The organism is Novosphingobium humi (genome assembly GCF_028607105.1).
GTDB lineage: Bacteria > Pseudomonadota > Alphaproteobacteria > Sphingomonadales > Sphingomonadaceae > Novosphingobium > Novosphingobium humi.
Genome location: NZ_CP117417.1, coordinates 1,335,366 through 1,350,662 on the forward strand (window position 1 = coordinate 1,335,366; position 15,297 = coordinate 1,350,662).

19 protein-coding genes and 1 tRNA gene are annotated in these 15,297 nt (G+C 64.1%); 17 read left to right on the forward strand and 3 right to left on the reverse strand.

Annotation, left to right across the window (positions count from 1 at the left end; translation table 11 throughout):
- Positions 1-35: 35 nt before the first annotated feature.
- Entirely contained in the window at positions 36-2,018 is a 1,983-nt protein-coding gene (locus PQ457_RS06075; RefSeq protein WP_273618839.1) for an OPT family oligopeptide transporter, read from the forward strand.
- Positions 2,019-2,028: 10 nt separating this feature from the next.
- On the opposite strand, the gene PQ457_RS06080 is transcribed toward PQ457_RS06075, so the two are convergent.
- Positions 2,029-2,343 (reverse strand): hypothetical protein, encoded by a 315-nt coding sequence (locus PQ457_RS06080; RefSeq protein ID WP_273618840.1) that lies wholly within the window; start codon positions 2,341-2,343, stop codon positions 2,029-2,031.
- 141 nt (positions 2,344-2,484) lie between these two features.
- Between PQ457_RS06080 and efp the strand changes: the two genes are divergently transcribed.
- From efp to PQ457_RS06095, 3 genes are all read left to right on the forward strand, one after another.
- Positions 2,485-3,048, forward strand: a complete 564-nt coding sequence (gene efp, locus PQ457_RS06085; RefSeq protein ID WP_273618841.1) for an elongation factor P — start codon at positions 2,485-2,487, stop codon at positions 3,046-3,048.
- Positions 3,049-3,050: 2 nt separating this feature from the next.
- Positions 3,051-3,887: an inositol monophosphatase family protein gene (locus tag PQ457_RS06090; protein WP_273618842.1), complete on the forward strand. Its 837-nt coding sequence runs from the start codon at positions 3,051-3,053 to the stop codon at positions 3,885-3,887.
- 89 nt (positions 3,888-3,976) lie between these two features.
- A tRNA-Leu gene (locus tag PQ457_RS06095) sits at positions 3,977-4,060 on the forward strand.
- Between the two features lie 50 nt (positions 4,061-4,110).
- Here the strand turns inward: PQ457_RS06095 and PQ457_RS06100 are convergent.
- Positions 4,111-4,641, reverse strand: coding sequence for a GNAT family N-acetyltransferase (locus tag PQ457_RS06100; protein ID WP_273618843.1), 531 nt, complete (start codon positions 4,639-4,641; stop codon positions 4,111-4,113).
- A 2-nt stretch (positions 4,642-4,643) separates the two neighbouring features.
- A complete protein-coding gene (locus tag PQ457_RS06105; RefSeq protein ID WP_273618844.1) occupies positions 4,644-5,588 on the reverse strand; it encodes an asparaginase in 945 nt (314 codons plus the stop codon).
- Positions 5,589-5,839: 251 nt separating this feature from the next.
- On the opposite strand from PQ457_RS06105, the gene PQ457_RS06110 reads away from it, so the two are divergent.
- From PQ457_RS06110 to hypB, 13 genes are all read left to right on the forward strand, one after another.
- Positions 5,840-6,949, forward strand: coding sequence for a hydrogenase small subunit (locus PQ457_RS06110; RefSeq protein WP_273618845.1), 1,110 nt, complete (start codon positions 5,840-5,842; stop codon positions 6,947-6,949).
- Positions 6,949-8,748 carry a nickel-dependent hydrogenase large subunit gene (locus PQ457_RS06115; RefSeq protein WP_273618846.1) on the forward strand — a complete coding sequence of 600 codons (1,800 nt, stop codon included), beginning with the start codon at positions 6,949-6,951 and terminating at the stop codon, positions 8,746-8,748. Before PQ457_RS06110 ends, PQ457_RS06115 begins: the two co-directional genes overlap by 1 nt.
- A 12-nt stretch (positions 8,749-8,760) precedes the next feature.
- The gene (locus PQ457_RS06120) at positions 8,761-9,327 is read left to right on the forward strand and encodes a HupE/UreJ family protein (protein WP_273618847.1); all 567 of its coding nucleotides are present in this window, start codon (positions 8,761-8,763) and stop codon (positions 9,325-9,327) included.
- A gap of 12 nt (positions 9,328-9,339) precedes the next feature.
- A complete protein-coding gene (gene cybH, locus PQ457_RS06125; RefSeq protein WP_273618848.1) occupies positions 9,340-10,059 on the forward strand; it encodes a Ni/Fe-hydrogenase, b-type cytochrome subunit in 720 nt (239 codons plus the stop codon).
- Positions 10,060-10,297: 238 nt separating this feature from the next.
- Positions 10,298-11,002 (forward strand): HyaD/HybD family hydrogenase maturation endopeptidase, encoded by a 705-nt coding sequence (locus PQ457_RS06130; protein WP_273618849.1) that lies wholly within the window; start codon positions 10,298-10,300, stop codon positions 11,000-11,002.
- Positions 11,002-11,313, forward strand: a complete 312-nt coding sequence (gene hypC / locus PQ457_RS06135; RefSeq protein WP_273618850.1) for a HypC/HybG/HupF family hydrogenase formation chaperone — start codon at positions 11,002-11,004, stop codon at positions 11,311-11,313. Before PQ457_RS06130 ends, hypC begins: the two co-directional genes overlap by 1 nt.
- Positions 11,310-11,771 carry a thioredoxin domain-containing protein gene (locus tag PQ457_RS06140; RefSeq protein ID WP_273618851.1) on the forward strand — a complete coding sequence of 154 codons (462 nt, stop codon included), beginning with the start codon at positions 11,310-11,312 and terminating at the stop codon, positions 11,769-11,771. The genes hypC and PQ457_RS06140 overlap by 4 nt, the downstream gene beginning before the upstream one ends.
- Positions 11,768-12,613 carry a hydrogenase expression/formation protein gene (locus PQ457_RS06145; RefSeq protein WP_273618852.1) on the forward strand — a complete coding sequence of 282 codons (846 nt, stop codon included), beginning with the start codon at positions 11,768-11,770 and terminating at the stop codon, positions 12,611-12,613. The genes PQ457_RS06140 and PQ457_RS06145 overlap by 4 nt, the downstream gene beginning before the upstream one ends.
- Entirely contained in the window at positions 12,610-12,831 is a 222-nt protein-coding gene (locus PQ457_RS06150; RefSeq protein ID WP_273618853.1) for a rubredoxin, read from the forward strand. The genes PQ457_RS06145 and PQ457_RS06150 overlap by 4 nt, the downstream gene beginning before the upstream one ends.
- A complete protein-coding gene (gene hybE / locus PQ457_RS06155) occupies positions 12,828-13,322 on the forward strand; it encodes a [NiFe]-hydrogenase assembly chaperone HybE (protein ID WP_273618854.1) in 495 nt (164 codons plus the stop codon). Before PQ457_RS06150 ends, hybE begins: the two co-directional genes overlap by 4 nt.
- Complete coding sequence (locus PQ457_RS06160) at positions 13,319-14,035, forward strand: Ni,Fe-hydrogenase I large subunit (protein WP_273618855.1); 717 nt, start codon at positions 13,319-13,321, stop codon at positions 14,033-14,035. The genes hybE and PQ457_RS06160 overlap by 4 nt, the downstream gene beginning before the upstream one ends.
- Complete coding sequence (gene hypA / locus PQ457_RS06165; RefSeq protein ID WP_273618856.1) at positions 14,035-14,376, forward strand: hydrogenase maturation nickel metallochaperone HypA; 342 nt, start codon at positions 14,035-14,037, stop codon at positions 14,374-14,376. The genes PQ457_RS06160 and hypA overlap by 1 nt, the downstream gene beginning before the upstream one ends.
- Positions 14,376-15,293 (forward strand): hydrogenase nickel incorporation protein HypB, encoded by a 918-nt coding sequence (gene hypB / locus PQ457_RS06170; RefSeq protein WP_273618857.1) that lies wholly within the window; start codon positions 14,376-14,378, stop codon positions 15,291-15,293. Before hypA ends, hypB begins: the two co-directional genes overlap by 1 nt.
- Positions 15,294-15,297: the final 4 nt, after the last annotated feature.

The window sequence follows — 15,297 nt, forward strand, 5'->3', positions numbered from 1 at the left end:
TTTCCCAAGGGCCGTCGCCGTGTCAGAACAGGGGCATGAACCAAGCCAATCCTGACGGCGCCAATGCGCGCGAGCTAACCATACGCGGTGTCGTGCTGGGCGCTTTGCTCACCATCGTGTTCACGGCGGCCAATGTCTATCTGGGCCTCAAAATCGGCCTGACCTTTGCCACATCGATCCCGGCGGCGGTGATCTCGATGGCGGTGCTGCGCCATTTTTCGGGCGCGACCATTCAGGAAAACAACATCGTCCAGACCATCGCCAGCGCGGCGGGGACATTGAGCGCGATCATCTTCGTGCTGCCCGGTCTGATCATGATCGGCTGGTGGGTGGATTTCCCTTACTGGCAATCGGTGGCGGTGATCGGTGTCGGTGGCATTCTTGGGGTGATGTATTCGGTCCCTCTGCGCCGCGCTTTGGTGACGGGCAGCGATCTGCCCTATCCCGAAGGCGTGGCGGCGGCCGAGGTGCTCAAAGTCGGCGCGGGCGTCGGCGGCGAGGAGGAGAACCGCAAGGGTCTGGCCGCCATCGTGCTGGGCTCGGGCGTGTCGGTGGGCTATACTTTGCTGGCCAAGATGGGCGTGGTGGCCGAGGAAGCCTCGCGCGTGTTTCGTTTTGGCGCGGGCGCTTCGGGCGTTTCGACCAGTTTCAGCCTCGCGCTGATCGGCGTGGGCCATCTGGTGGGTTTGACGGTGGGCATCGCGATGCTGATCGGCATGCTGATCAGCTGGGTCATTCTGGTGCCGCATTATACGGCGGGCGGAGTTCCCGCAGTGCATGAAATGGCCGGTTTCGTTTCCGGCGTGTTCAAGAGCAAGGTGCGCTTTATCGGCGCGGGCACGATTGGCGTGGCGGCAGTATGGACGCTGCTGCGCGTGATCGGACCGATTGTGAAGGGCATCACCGGCGCTCTGGCGGCGCAGCGGGCGCGCAAGTCGGGGCAGGGCGGGGCGCTGGCTCTGAGCGAGCAGGATTTGCCGATCGGGCTGGTGGGTGCGGTGATCGCCGCCTCGATGGTGCCGATCGGGCTGCTGCTGGCCGGGTTTGCGGCGGGCGGGCCGATCGAGGCGCATTTCGTGCCAGTGCTGGTGCTGACCGTGCTGTATGTGCTGCTGATCGGCATCGTGATCGCTTCGGTCTGCGGCTATATGGCGGGCCTGATCGGCGCGTCGAACAGCCCGATTTCTGGCACCGGCATTATTTCCGCGCTGGGCATTGCGCTGCTTTTGGCGGCGATCTTTGGTCGGGGCATCGCGCCTGATGCAACGCGCGCGCTGGTGGCCTTTGCGCTGTTTGTCACGGCCATCGTCTTTGGCGTGGCGACGATCTCGAACGACAACCTTCAGGATCTGAAAACCGGCGAGCTGATCGGCGCGACACCTTGGCGTCAGCAGATCGCGCTGGCGCTGGGGGTGGTGTTCGGCGCGCTGGTGATCCCGCCGGTGCTCAGCCTGCTCAACACCACCTTCGGTTTTCAGGGCGCCGCCAATGCGGGACCTGAGGCGCTGGCCGCGCCGCAGGCGGCGCTGATCTCCGCCATTGCGCAGGGCGTGCTGGGCGGCAGTCTCGACTGGGGCCTGATCGGCATCGGCGCGGGCATCGGCGTGGTGGCCGTCATCATCGACGAGGTGCTGCGTGCGATGAAGAAGGGCGCGCTGCCGCCCCTCGCGCTGGGCATGGGCATCTATCTGCCGATGGGGCTGACGCTGTTGATCCCGGTGGGGGCGATCATCGGGCGGCTCTATGACAATTGGGCCAGGAAGAACCATGACCCCGAACTGGCCGAGCGGCTGGGCGTGCTGGCGGCCACCGGCCTGATCGCGGGCGAGAGCCTGTTTGGCGTGGTTTTCGCCGGGATCGCCGCGGCCCGCAACAGCCCGACCCCGCTGGAAATCATCGAGCCGGGCGATCTGGCGCTGCCGCTGGGCATCACGATCTTTACCGCCGCCCTGATCTGGCTCTACACCAGCACGAAGCGGGCGGCGGCCCACCGCACCACTTGGCCGGTGGAAGGCTGAGGCCCGCCGATCAGTAGCGGTTGTTGGCCACGCGGCGGATACAGCGAAGGTCGGTTTCCTTGCCTTCGCTGGTCAGCTTGCGCAGGAAATTCTCGCTGACCCGGCGAAAGCGTTCGCCACGCTTGGGGCCGGTTGTCATGTGGATTTCATCGCCCGTGGCCAGATAGGACCCGCGCCCCTCGCTCGTGCTGTAGATCGAGCCCTGACGGATGGTGAAATCCTCTTCCGGGCGGCGCAATCCGGCGGCGGTCAGCGCGGTTCCGGGCATTTCGCAGACATATTCGCCGCGCCGGACCGTAAAGGCGGGCCCATTGGGTTCGGCCATGGCGGGCGCGGAAAAGACCGCAGTGGCGGCCAATCCCAATGCACTGCACGATTGCCATATGGCCTTGTGTCCGCTAAGGGCGCCCGACTGCGCTTTTGCGCCAAACTTGTTTCTGCTCTTTTCCATCGAAGGTCAAACCCCATGAAGATCAGCGGCGTCGAAATCCGCCCCGGCAACATTCTCGAATATGAAGGCGGTATCTGGAAGGTCGCAAAGACCCAGCATACCCAACCCGGCAAGGGTGGCGCCTTTATGCAGGTCGAAATGAAGAACCTGATCGACGGGCGCAAGACCAATGTGCGCTTCCGCAGCGCCGACACGGTGGAGAAAGTTCGTCTCGACACCAAGGATTTCCAGTTCCTCTATGCCGAGGGCGACGATCTGGTGTTCATGGACGTGGAAACCTACGATCAGATCAACCTGCCGACCGACCTTCTGGGCGATGCTGCTGCCTTCCTTCAGGACGGTATGACAGCGGTTCTCGAAATGTACGATGAACGCCCGATCAGCGTTCAGCTGCCCGAACAGGTCGAAGCCACCATCGTCGAAGCCGACGCCGTGGTGAAGGGCCAGACCGCCTCGTCGAGCTATAAGCCCGCCGTGCTGGACAATGGCGTGCGCATTCTGGTGCCGCCCCATATCGCTTCGGGCACCCGCATCGTGGTGAACGTTTACGAACGCACCTATGTCGGTAAGGCTGACTGAGCATGGCAATTTCCGGCCTGATCCGCGTGATGGAGCGCGCCGCCCGCAAGGCCGGTCAGCGCCTGCGTCGCGACTTTGGCGAGGTGGAACACCTTCAGGTGAGCCGCAAGGGCACGGCGGATTTCGTCAGCCGCGCCGACCAGCAGAGCGAACGCACGATCTATGACGAACTGCGCGCCGCGCGCCCCGACTGGGGCTTTGTGATGGAAGAGGGCGGGGTGATCGAAGGCGATCCCACCCGCCCGCGCTGGATCATCGACCCGCTCGATGGCACCAGCAATTTCCTGCACGGCATCCCGCATTTCGCCATTTCCATCGCCGCGCAGGAGCCTGCGTATGATGGCAAGGGCCCGGCGGGCGATGGTTGGGGCGATGTCATCGCCGGGATCATCTATCAGCCGATCACGGATGAAAGCTTCTGGGCGGAAAAGACGCGCGGGGCATGGCTGCATGACCGCCGTCTGCGCGTGTCGGGCCGCCGTCATCTGGACGAGAGCCTGATCGCCACCGGCATTCCCTTTGCGGGCCATGGCGATCCGCTGGAATGGGCCAAGATCTATTCGGCCATCGCGCCGCAGGTGGCGGGCATTCGCCGTTTTGGCGCGGCTTCGCTCGATCTGGCATGGGTGGCGGCGGGCCGTTACGAAGGTTTCTGGGAATCGAACCTGAAGCCTTGGGATTCGGCGGCGGGCTGCCTGCTCGTCCGTGAAGCCGGCGGTTTCGTCTCGAACTATCGCGGCCAGTCGCTGCCGATTTGCGACAAGGAAGTGCTGGCGGGCAATGATGCGCTGCATTCGCGCCTCCACAAGCTGCTGGTGGGCGCGCTCAAGGCGGATTGAAAAAGCCATTGATCTGATGCGAAAGGATCGCTAGGCGGAGCGGACAGACCCGCCGCGTCGATCCTTTCGCGGAGGGTTTTGGGAAAAACGCCCCTGTGGTGGAATGGTAGACGCGTCCGACTCAAAATCGGATATCGAAAGATGTGCCCGTTCGAGTCGGGCCAGGGGCACCATTCCCTGATGAAAAAAAAGGGCCGGTTGATCGCCGGCCCTTTTTCTTTGCCTACAACGTCTTGCCCATGCGCAGCAAGGGCACCCTGACCCCGTCGATCGGGGCGGACAGCACTTCCTCGATCGGGCCATAGCCGCAGGCGCGATAGAGCGGGACGCCCGCCATGGTCGCCATCATCTCGGTGCGGGCGAAACCGGCAGCGCGGGCGGCATCCTCGCACACCTGCATCACGCGGCGGCCGATGCCTTGCCGGGCGAAATCGGGGTTGGTGTACATGGCGCGGATGCGGGCGGCATCCCTGGCCGGGTCCAGCACTTCGGGTTCGCGCGCGACCACGCTGGCATCGCCGCCATAGAGCGTGGCGCGATAGGACCAACCTCCGCAGCCCGCGAGCACCCCATCCGATTCGACGAGGAAATAGGTGCCGTCCTTGATGAGCTGGGTATCCAGCCCCATCACATGGCGGCTTGCGGCAATCTGCTCCGGCGTCAGGAATCCGGTCTGCAGATGGTCGATGGCCCGCGCCATCAGCGCGCGCAGATTGTCCAGATCGTCCATGATGGCGATGCGATGGGTCAGCATAATCAATGGGTTTCCGTGTAAATGGCGCCGCGCGCGGCAAATTGCCCGGCAATATCGTGTTCGCCCGCCGCGATCAGGGTGGAGAGCAAAATCCGAGCCTGAGTGGCGCCCAATCCGCCCGCAAAGATCGCGCCCGCTTCGGCCAAACGCTGGCCGCTGGCATAATCGGCGGCGGTGGAGCCGGTGGGGCATCGCGAGGCGACCACCACCGGCACGCCCGCCTCTGCCACGGCCAAAGCCGCGCCCACCGAGCCATTGCCGCGACCCAGCGCCATCAGCACGATGCCCCGCGCGCCCGATGCGACCGCCGCGCGGATCATGGCGCCGCCATCCCCGCCCGAAAGCGCGATGATCGGACAGGCATCATCCGGCACCACCGGCGCCAGCGGCGCAAACCGGGGCAGGGGCGCAGGCGCGGTGATCGCCTCGCCCGAAGCCGCACCCGCCGTGCCCCCACGCCAGCCAAAGCCGTCGAGCGCCGAGGTGGCATGTTTATACACCAGCGCCGCCGGGATCAGATGCCCGGCAAAGGCCACCAGCGCGCCATGCGCGGCCAATTCCGGCGTGACGGCGGCGCGCAGTGCGGCGGCCAGATTGCCCGGACCATCGCTGGCCGGATCGCTGATCGGCAGCATCGCCCCGGTCACGATCACAGGCTTGGTCAGCGGCAATGACAGGTCGATGAGATAGGCGGTTTCCTCCATCGCATCGGTGCCATGGGCGACGACGATACCGTTCACCTCCGGCTCGCCCAGCGCGGCCAGTACCGCATCGCGCACGCGGGCCATGTCGGCCAGCGTCATGTCCTCGGACAGGCCCGCATAGACCTGTCGCACGACAGGTCCGGCCAGCGTTTCTCCAAGGCCGGAAGCGCCCCCGGCCAGCTTGCCGCCCGCGTCGGGCAGGGAGGAGATGGTTCCTCCGGCGTCGATCAGAATGATGCTCATGGGCCAAGCCTATGGCCGCGCCGTGCCGGGCGAACAAGGGGGCAAACTGCGAAGACGGATTTGCACCCATGGGTGGAAAGTGTGCGATGCTTGTGGAAGGCAACTTGCCATCCAGATTGGTTCGTCAGTCGGTCATTTTCGACCGTTTCCCGCCAATATCCGTATCTGGCACAGGCCTTGCTTAACGACATCTGCCGAAATCTTAACACGCAGAGCCCCGACCAAGGGGCATCGTCCGGGGAAGAACACGCATGGCCACCGAGACATTTTATGATGTGATGCGCCGTCAGGGTATCACGAGGCGCAGCTTTACCAAGTTTTGCAGCCTGACCGCCGCCGCGCTGGGATTGCCGCCCGCCGCCGCCGCGCAAATCCAGAACGCGATGGAAACCAAGCCGCGCATTCCGGTGCTGTGGCTGCATGGGCTGGAATGCACCTGCTGTTCGGAAAGCTTTATCCGTTCGGGCCACCCGCTGGCCAAGGACGTGATCCTTTCCATGATCAGCCTTGATTATGACGACACGATCATGGCCGCCGCCGGGCATCAGGCCGAGGCGATCATTCAGGAAACCATCAAGAAGTATGATGGCAATTTCATCCTGGCGGTCGAGGGCAATCCGCCGCTCAATCAGGAGGGGATGAGCTGCATCATCGGCGGGCGTCCGTTCCTTGAGCAGCTGAAAGAAGCCGCCGACCATTGCAAGGCGATCATCTCTTGGGGGTCGTGCGCAAGCTGGGGCTGCGTTCAGGCCGCGCGGCCCAACCCCACGCAGGCGACCCCGGTGCACAAGGTGCCGGGCCTGCCTGCCAAGCCGATCATCAAGGTGCCCGGATGTCCGCCGATTGCCGAGGTGATGACCGCGGTGATCGCCTATATCCTGACCTTTGAGCGTTTCCCGGAGCTGGACCTTCAGGGCCGCCCCAAGATGTTCTATTCGCAGCGCATCCACGACAAATGCTATCGCCGCCCGCATTTCGATGCTGGCCAGTTCGTCGAGAAATTCGATGATGAGGGCGCGCGCAAGGGCTATTGCCTCTACAAGGTCGGCTGCAAGGGTCCGACGACCTATAACGCCTGCTCGACGGTGCGCTGGAACGGCGGCCTGTCCTTCCCCATTCAGGCGGGCCACCCCTGCATCGGTTGTTCGGAAGACGGCTTCTGGGACAAGGGCAGCTTCTATGAGCGCCTGACCGACATCAAGGGTTTCGGCATCGAGGCCAATGCCGACCGGATCGGCGGGACCGCTGCGGGCGTGGTGGGCATTGCCGCGGCCGCCCATGCCGCCGCCAGCGCGGTCAAGCGCGCGCGCCAGAAGACCGGCGAAGACAGCAAATCCAGCGAACTGGAGGGACAGGACTGATGGCCACGATCGCCACGCCCAATGGCTTTAACCTCGACAGCAGCGGCAAGCGCGTTGTCGTCGACCCCGTCACCCGCATCGAAGGGCATATGCGCTGCGAGGTCAATCTCGACGCCAACAATGTGATCCGTAACGCCGTTTCCACCGGCACGATGTGGCGCGGATTGGAAGTGATCCTGAAGGGCCGCGACCCGCGCGATGCATGGGCCTTTGTCCAGCGCATCTGCGGCGTCTGCACCGGCACCCATGCGTTGACCAGCGTGCGCGCGGTGGAAAACGCGCTGGGGATCGACATTCCCGAAAACGCCAATTCGATCCGCAACATCATGCAATTGTCGCTTCAGGTGCATGACCATCTGGTGCATTTCTATCACCTGCACGCGCTCGATTGGGTCAACCCGGTCAATGCTCTGAAGGCCGACCCCAAGGCCACCAGCGAGTTGCAGCAGAAGGTCTCGCCCAGCCACCCCAATTCCTCGCCCGGCTATTTCCGCGATGTGCAGACGCGCCTGCGCAAATTTGTCGAGAGCGGGCAATTGGGGCCGTTCAAGAATGGCTATTGGACCAACCCGGCCTATAAATTGCCGCCCGAAGCCGACTTGATGGCGGTGACGCATTACCTTGAAGCGCTGGATTTCCAGAAGGAAATCATGCGCGTGCGCACGATTTTCGGCGGCAAGGATATTCACCCCAACTGGCTGGTCGGGGGCGTTCCCTGCGCGATCAACATTGACGGCGATATGGCGGCGGGCGCGCCGATCAACATGGCGAGCCTCAATTACGTGGCCGACATCACCCAGCGCTGCATCGAGTTCGTCGAGAATGTCTATATTCCCGATCTGATGGCGATTGCCTCGTTCTACAAGGGCTGGCTCTATGGCGGCGGCCTGTCGAACAAGTCGCTGCTGGCCTATGGCGATATTCCCGACAAGGCCAATGATTACAGCCCCGCCAACCTGCTGATGCCGCGCGGGGCGATCATCAACGGCAAGCTGAATGAGGTCCACCCGGTCGATTTGACCGATCTGACGCAGGTACAGGAATTTGTGCCCCATTCGTGGTACAAATATGAGGATGAGAGCAAGGGCCTGCACCCGTGGGACGGCGTGACCGAGCCGCATTACGAGCTGGGCAAGGGCGCCAAGGGCACCAGCACCCGCATCGAGGAAATCGACGAAAGCGCCAAGTATAGCTGGATCAAGGCCCCGCGCTGGCGCGGTCATGCGATGGAGGTGGGGCCGCTGGCGCGCTATGTCATCGGCTATATGCAGGGCAACAAGGAGATCAAGGAGCAGGTCGACTGGGCGCTGAAAACGCTGGACGTGCCGATGGACGCCCTGTTCTCGACGCTGGGCCGCACCGCCGCGCGCGGGCTGGAGGCGCAATGGGCGGCGCGCAAGCAGAAGTATTTCCTCGACAAGTTGATCGCCAATATCAAGGCGGGCGACACATCCACCGCCAACACCGCCAAATTCGATCCCAAGACCTGGCCCGCCGAGGTCAAGGGCGTGGGCTTTACCGAAGCGCCGCGTGGGGCACTGGGCCACTGGATCCGCATCAAGGACGGCAAGATCGACAATTACCAATGCGTCGTGCCGACCACATGGAACGGCAGCCCGCGCGACAATCAGGGCAACATCGGCGCCTTTGAGGCCAGCCTGATGAACACCAAGGTGGAACGCGCCGAAGAGCCGGTGGAAATCCTGCGCACGCTGCACAGTTTCGACCCCTGCCTTGCCTGTTCGACCCATGTGATGGGGCCGGACGGTCAGGAAATGGCGCAGGTCAAGGTACGGTAAGGGAGAGGTTTGATGAAAGCGATTGGTAAAACTGTTCTGGCTGCCTCTGTTCTTGCGGCGAGTGCCGTGCCCGCGATGGCGCATCCGGGCCATGATGGTTCGATGATAGCGGGGCTGGCGCATCCGTTTTCGGGCGTGGACCATCTGGCCGCGATGGTGGCGGTGGGCCTGTGGGCGGCCACGCGACCTGCGCGTTCGGCGGTGATCGCGCCGCTGGCCTTTATGGGCGCGCTGACGGCGGGCGCTGTGGCCGGGCTGATGACGGGCGCGCTGCCTATGGTTGAGCCGATGGTGGCCGGTTCGGTGCTGGTGCTGGGCGCGCTCCTGGTGTTGGCCACGCGGTTGTCCTCGGGCCTTGGGCTGGGGCTGATCGTGGCGGCGGGCGCGGTGCATGGTCTGGCCCATGGCGCGGAGGCCGGCGGCAATCTGGCGGCCTATTTCGGCGGTTTCCTGCTGTCCTCGGCGTTGCTGCATGGCGCGGGCTATCGCATCGGACGGATGATCTTCTCACAGTCGCAAGGTCGGCTGGCGGCGGGCCTTGCGCTTGGCGCCACCGGCCTTGCGCTGCTTGCCGCATAAGGGAGGTGCGCCATGGCCAGCACACCCATAGAGGAACCATTATCCAGCGAACCGGCCGTCTATGTCTATGAAGCGCCGGTGCGCATCTGGCACTGGATCAATGCGCTTGCCGTCACGGTGCTGTTTGTCACCGGCTATCTGATCGGTTCGCCGCCTTTCACGCTGATGGGCGAGGCGTCGAGCCATTACTTCTTCGGCTGGGTCCGCTTTCTGCATTTCAGCGCGGGCCAGATCATGGCAGTGGGCTTTGTCCTGCGCTTTTACTGGAGCTTTGTCGGCAATCATCACGCGCGCGAGATCTTCCGCCCGCCTTTCTGGCATATCGGTTTCTGGAAGGGCGTGCTGCATGAAATGCGCTGGTATGCGATGATCGAGGAGCATCCGCGCAAATATATCGGCCACAATCCGCTGGCGATGGTCTCGATGCATATCCTGTTCGTCTGGGTGGGCCTGTTCATGATCGTCACCGGCCTCGCACTTTATGGCGAGGGTGAGGGGCCGGGCTGGATCCACACGGTCTTTACCGGGCCGGTGCTATGGCTGTTCGGCGGCAATTCGCAGACCGTGCACACCTGGCACCATCTGGTGATGTGGGCGATGGTGATCTTTGTGATCGTCCATATCTATGCCGCCGTGCGCGAGGACATCATGTCGCGCCAGTCGATCATTTCCTCGATGATTTCGGGCTGGCGCAATTTCCGCGATGCCAAGCCGATTGACCGCGATACCTGATCGGTTCTGCCCTGTACAACGCAGAGGGGAGTGGGAAACCGCTCCCCTTTTTGCATGGAAAGATGGTGTCCAAACTGTCTTTCCATAGTGGAAAGAATCTTTTCATTTAACCCTTGCGCCCCGCAGCCACCCCTAACCCATTTGGCCCATATCTTCACGCTTTGGCAGGAACTGGCACAGCGCTTGCTATCCATCTTTCCATAGCGAAGCCATTCGACGCGATGGTGGGGAGCAATCAATGAACGGGCAAAAGCTCAACACACTCATTCTGGGCATCGGCAATCTGTTGTGGGCCGACGAAGGCTTTGGCGTGCGCGCTGTCGAACATCTCCATCGCCACTGGTCATTCCCCGACCATGTGCGGCTGATGGATGGCGGCACACAGGGCATCTATCTGGTGCAGGACATCCGAGAGGCCGACCTGCTGGTGGTGTTCGACGCGGTGGATTACGGATTGCCGCCCGCTACGATGAAAGTGGTCGAGGGCGAGGAAGTGCCCAGCTTCCTTGGCGCCAAAAAGATCTCGCTGCACCAGACCGGCTTTCAGGAAGTGCTGGCCATGGCCGAGATGATGGGCGAGCCGCCATTGGAAATCCTGCTGGTGGGGGTTCAGCCCGAGGAACTGGAGGATTTCGGCGGATCTTTGCGCGAAAGCGTCAAGGCGCAGATGGAGCCGGCGATCGAGGTGGCCCTCCAATGGCTGGCCGCGCGCGGGGTTCACGCCACGCGCCGTCCGGTGCCGCTTTCGCCCGAACAGGGGATCGGCAGCCTCGAAATGCTGATGGAGCATTATGAGGCCGCCCGCCCGGATGCCGATCAGGCCCCCCGCCATGGCGATGCTCGTGTGCTGGCCGATGGCTGGGCCGGGCCTGCGGGGCCACAGGATCATGAGGCCGAAATCCAGTCGATCCTTGGCGGGCCTAATCTGAAAGTATCGCTGTAATGTGCGTGGGCCTGCCCATGCGCGTGGTGGAAGGCGGCGCGGGCTTTGCACTGTGCCACCATGACGGCGCGCTCCATTCCATCGACACCGCGCTGGTGGGCGAATGCGCGCCGGGCGAATGGCTGATGACCTTTCTTGGCGCCGCGCGCGAAAAGATGGACGAGGAAACCGCCCTCCAAACGCTGGCCGCCACCGATGCGCTGGCGGCGCTGCTGCGCGGCGAGGCGGTCGATCTGGACGCCGCCTTTGCCGATCTGATCGCCCGCGAACCGCAATTGCCCGAACACCTTATGCCGGAGAACCGCCCATGAGCGACCTTTCCCCCGAACTCGACCGCTCGTCCCATTCGCCGCTGCTTGCCTCGATCATCGCGCGCCATGATTACGCCGTGGTGGGCGAGGAGGATTTCGACGCCATCGCCGCGTCCCATCCGCTCTCGATGCTGCTGGTGGCGGGGGACTGGTGGCGGCTGGCCGAATGCGACGATCTGGCCGTGGTGGTGCCTGAACTGGACAAGGCGCTGGGCGGGCATGTCGGCGTGCTGATCGCCGCGCGCGAGGCCGAGCGCGCGATGCAGCGCCGCTTTCGCTTTGCCTCTTTTCCGGCGCTGATCTTCCTGCGCGAAGGGCAATATCTGGGGGCGATCGAGGGTATCCGCGACTGGTCGGAATATATGAACGAACTGCCCGACATGCTGGGCCGCGAACCGTCCGACCCGCCGCCCTTCCGTATGCCTTCGGGCTGCGCCACGCCCAACGGAGACGCATGATGAACCCTGAAATCGAAACCCTCCTCAGCGCTCTTGTCGGCCCCGGCAGCCAGCCCGATGGGCCGGACGATGCCAAGCTGGATTACATGATCATGCCCGAGGAGATGCGGGTGTTTTCGATGGCCAGCATCCCGGCGGACGCCGCCGATCATGCCGCAGGCGTGGCGGCGGGCGAGGCGATCCTTGCTGCCCTGAACCGTGTTGCAGCGGGCGGGCCGGAGGAAAGCGTCGATCTGGCCCATCTGGCGCCTGCTGATCTTGCCTTCGTGGATCAATTGCTGGGCGAGGGCGAGGTTTCGGTCGTGCTGGGCGACAGTTATCAGGCGCAGGAGTCGGTGCTGGCGGGCGTGTGGCGCGTGCGTCAGACAGGTGAGCGCCGGGGCGACCGGGTGGACATCGGTGCCTTTCCGGCCGGTTTCATCGCCGCCGCCTTTGGCCGCGCGCAGGGCGAGGTGACGATTCCGGAAAAGACCTTTGACGGCCTGTTCAACGCTCCCGCGCTGATCGCTGAAATCAACGCCCATATTCCCGGCACGGCCACGCGCACCGATCCGCATGTCATCAACCTCTCGCTGCTGCCCCATACCGAGGGCGATCTGCTGTTTCTGGAAGAAGCGCTGGGCAAGGGCGATCTCATCATCCTCTCGCGCGGCTATGGCAATTGCCGCATCCGCAGCACGGGCACGCGGCATAACTGGTGGGTGCGCTATTTCAATTCGCAGGACACGCTGATCCTCAATACGATCGAGATCAGCACCTTGCCCGCCGTGGCGCAGGCCGCGCCCGAGGACATTGCCGACAGCGCCGAGCGGCTGGCCGAGATCATGGACACCTATCGGTGAGCCAGTCCCACTTCTTCGACGGCTCCTTTGGCGGGGACGTGGGCAAGATCGGCCCGCAGACAAAGCTGGAATGCAAGATCTGCTGGCATATCTATGACCCTGCCGAGGGCTGCACCTATTGGCAGGTCGCGCCCGGCACGCCCTTTGCCGATTTGCCCGACCATTGGACATGCCCGCAATGCGACGCGCCCAAGGCAGGCTTTATGGTGGTGGAATGAGCCAGCCCGAACCATGGATCACGCAGGTCGAGGCGGTCTTTGCCGAAATTGCGCAGACGCGCATGGCGGGCGTGCCGGTGGTGAACCCGGCGCTGGGCGTGGCGATGCGGGGGGCATGCGCGCATGACGGTTGGCGTCTGGGCGTGCTGATCACACCATGGTTCATGAATGTGATGGCTTTTGGCCCCGAGGATGAAACCCCAGCCACTGGAACCTCCGCCCGCGTGGGGGAGAAGCGGCATATCGCCCTGCCATCAGGCGCCTATGAGGCGATCCGGGGGCATGAAGAGGCCTTGGGCTTCTATTGGGCGATCTCGCTGTTTTCGCCCATGTTTGAATTTGAAACCATGGAGGCGGCCATCGCCACCGCGGACGCCGCCATGGCCGAAATCATGACGGCGCCGCAGCAGGAACCCGCACCCCGGCCCGAACCCAAACCGGCGCTGAGCCGCCGCGCCCTGTTCCGCCTGAACCGCGAGGATGCGGCATGACCGGCCCGGCCATCCGCATCGCCATGACGCCCAAAGGCGCGCGCATTGTCCATTGCGCGGTCCCCAATGCGCAAGGCTTGCTGATCGGCCTGCCCGCGATCAAGGTGGGGCAGGCGCTGCGCCGGTTGCACGGGATCTGCCGCGAGGCGCAGGGGCTGGCCGGGGAAATGGCCGTGGCGGCGGCAATGGGCGAGACCATCGCGCCGGATGATCTGAACCGGCGCATCGCGCGCGTCCATGCCGAGGCGCGGCGCGAGACGGGTCTTCGCCTGTGCCTCGACTGGCCCGCGCTGATCGGTGAGGCGCCGCAGACCGAACTGGCGCGCGCGGTGATCGCGGGCGATTGGCGTGGGCTGGAGGCATCGGGGCTGGCCGAGCGGCTTCTGGCCCATGCCCCGGAGGCCTTGCGCCCGATCTTTGCCGGGCGGCTGGCGGGCGCGCCGGTTGCGCCCGCCATGCATGCCCCCGAACCCGGCGCGGGCGTGGCGGCTCTGACCTGTGCAAGGGGGCGGCTGATCCATCGCGTCGTGCTTCACAAGGGGCGGGTGGCGGCCTACACCATCGATGCCCCCACCGCGCGCCGGTTCGGCCCGGATGGCGATGCGGCGGGCCTGTTGGCGCAGTGCCATGGGGCGCGGGATGCGGCATGGGTGATGCAGGCCATCGACCCTTGCGTTGAATGGACAATGGACGAAGCGGTGGAGGCGGCCTGATGCACGAAATGGCAATATGCGAATCCATCCGCCAGATTTTGGAGGAACAGGCCCGCTCCGCCGGTTTTACCCGTGTCGAACGGGTCAGGCTGGCCATTGGCGCGCTGTCGGGCGTTGAGCCGGAGGCGCTGCGTTTCGGCTTTGACGTGGTGATGCGCGGCGGCGTGGCCGAAGGCGCGCGGCTGGAGATCGAGGATGTGGCGGCGCGCGCCTGGTGCATGCCCTGCGGCGCCAATGTGGCAATTGCCGCGCGCTATGATGCTTGCCCGCAATGCGGGTCCTATCAATTGCAGGTGACGGGTGGCGAAGACATGACCATCCGCGAATTGGAGGTTTTGTGATGTGCACGGTTTGCGGATGCGGCGAAGGCGGTGCCAAGCTGGAAGGCGGGCATCATCACCATGCCCACGATCATCACCATGCCCACGATCACCATCATGACCATGGCCACCATCATGACCATGACCACGATCACGGGCATGACCATCATCACCATGCCCACGATCATCACCATCATGGCGAGGATCTGCACTATGGCCATGGCGCTGCGGGCGTTTCCGTTCCGGGCATGAGCCAGACGCGCCTGATCCAGCTTGAGGCCGACATTATGGGCAAGAACGCCCGCTATGCCGCCGCCAACCGGGATCGATTCACGGCGGCCGGTATTCTGGCGCTCAATCTGGTGTCCTCGCCCGGATCGGGCAAGACCACTTTGCTGTGCCGCACCTTGAGCGAGATCGCGGGCGAATTTCCTGTCGCCGTGATCGAGGGTGATCAGCAGACCAGCGCCGACGCAGACCGTATCCGCGCCACCGGGGCCCCCGCGATCCAGATCAACACCGGCAAGGGATGCCATCTCGACGGCCATATGGTGGGCCATGCGGTGGACCACCTTTCGCCTGCGGACGGCAGCGTGCTGTTCATCGAAAATGTCGGCAATCTGGTGTGCCCGGCTGCCTTTGATCTGGGCGAGGGGGCGCGCGTGGCGATCCTCTCCGTCACCGAGGGCGAGGACAAGCCGCTCAAATATCCCGATATGTTCGCCAGCGCCGATCTGGTGCTGGTCAACAAGGTCGATCTCTTGCCCCATCTGGATTTCGACATCGAGGCCGCGATGGCCAACGCCCGTCGCGTCAATCCGCGCGTCCGCCTGATCCGCGTTTCGGCGCGCAGCGGCGAGGGCATGGCGCAATGGCTCGACTGGTTGCGGGCCGCCCGCGCGATGGCTTTGGCCTCGCGCCCCGTGGTGGAGGGCTGATCCC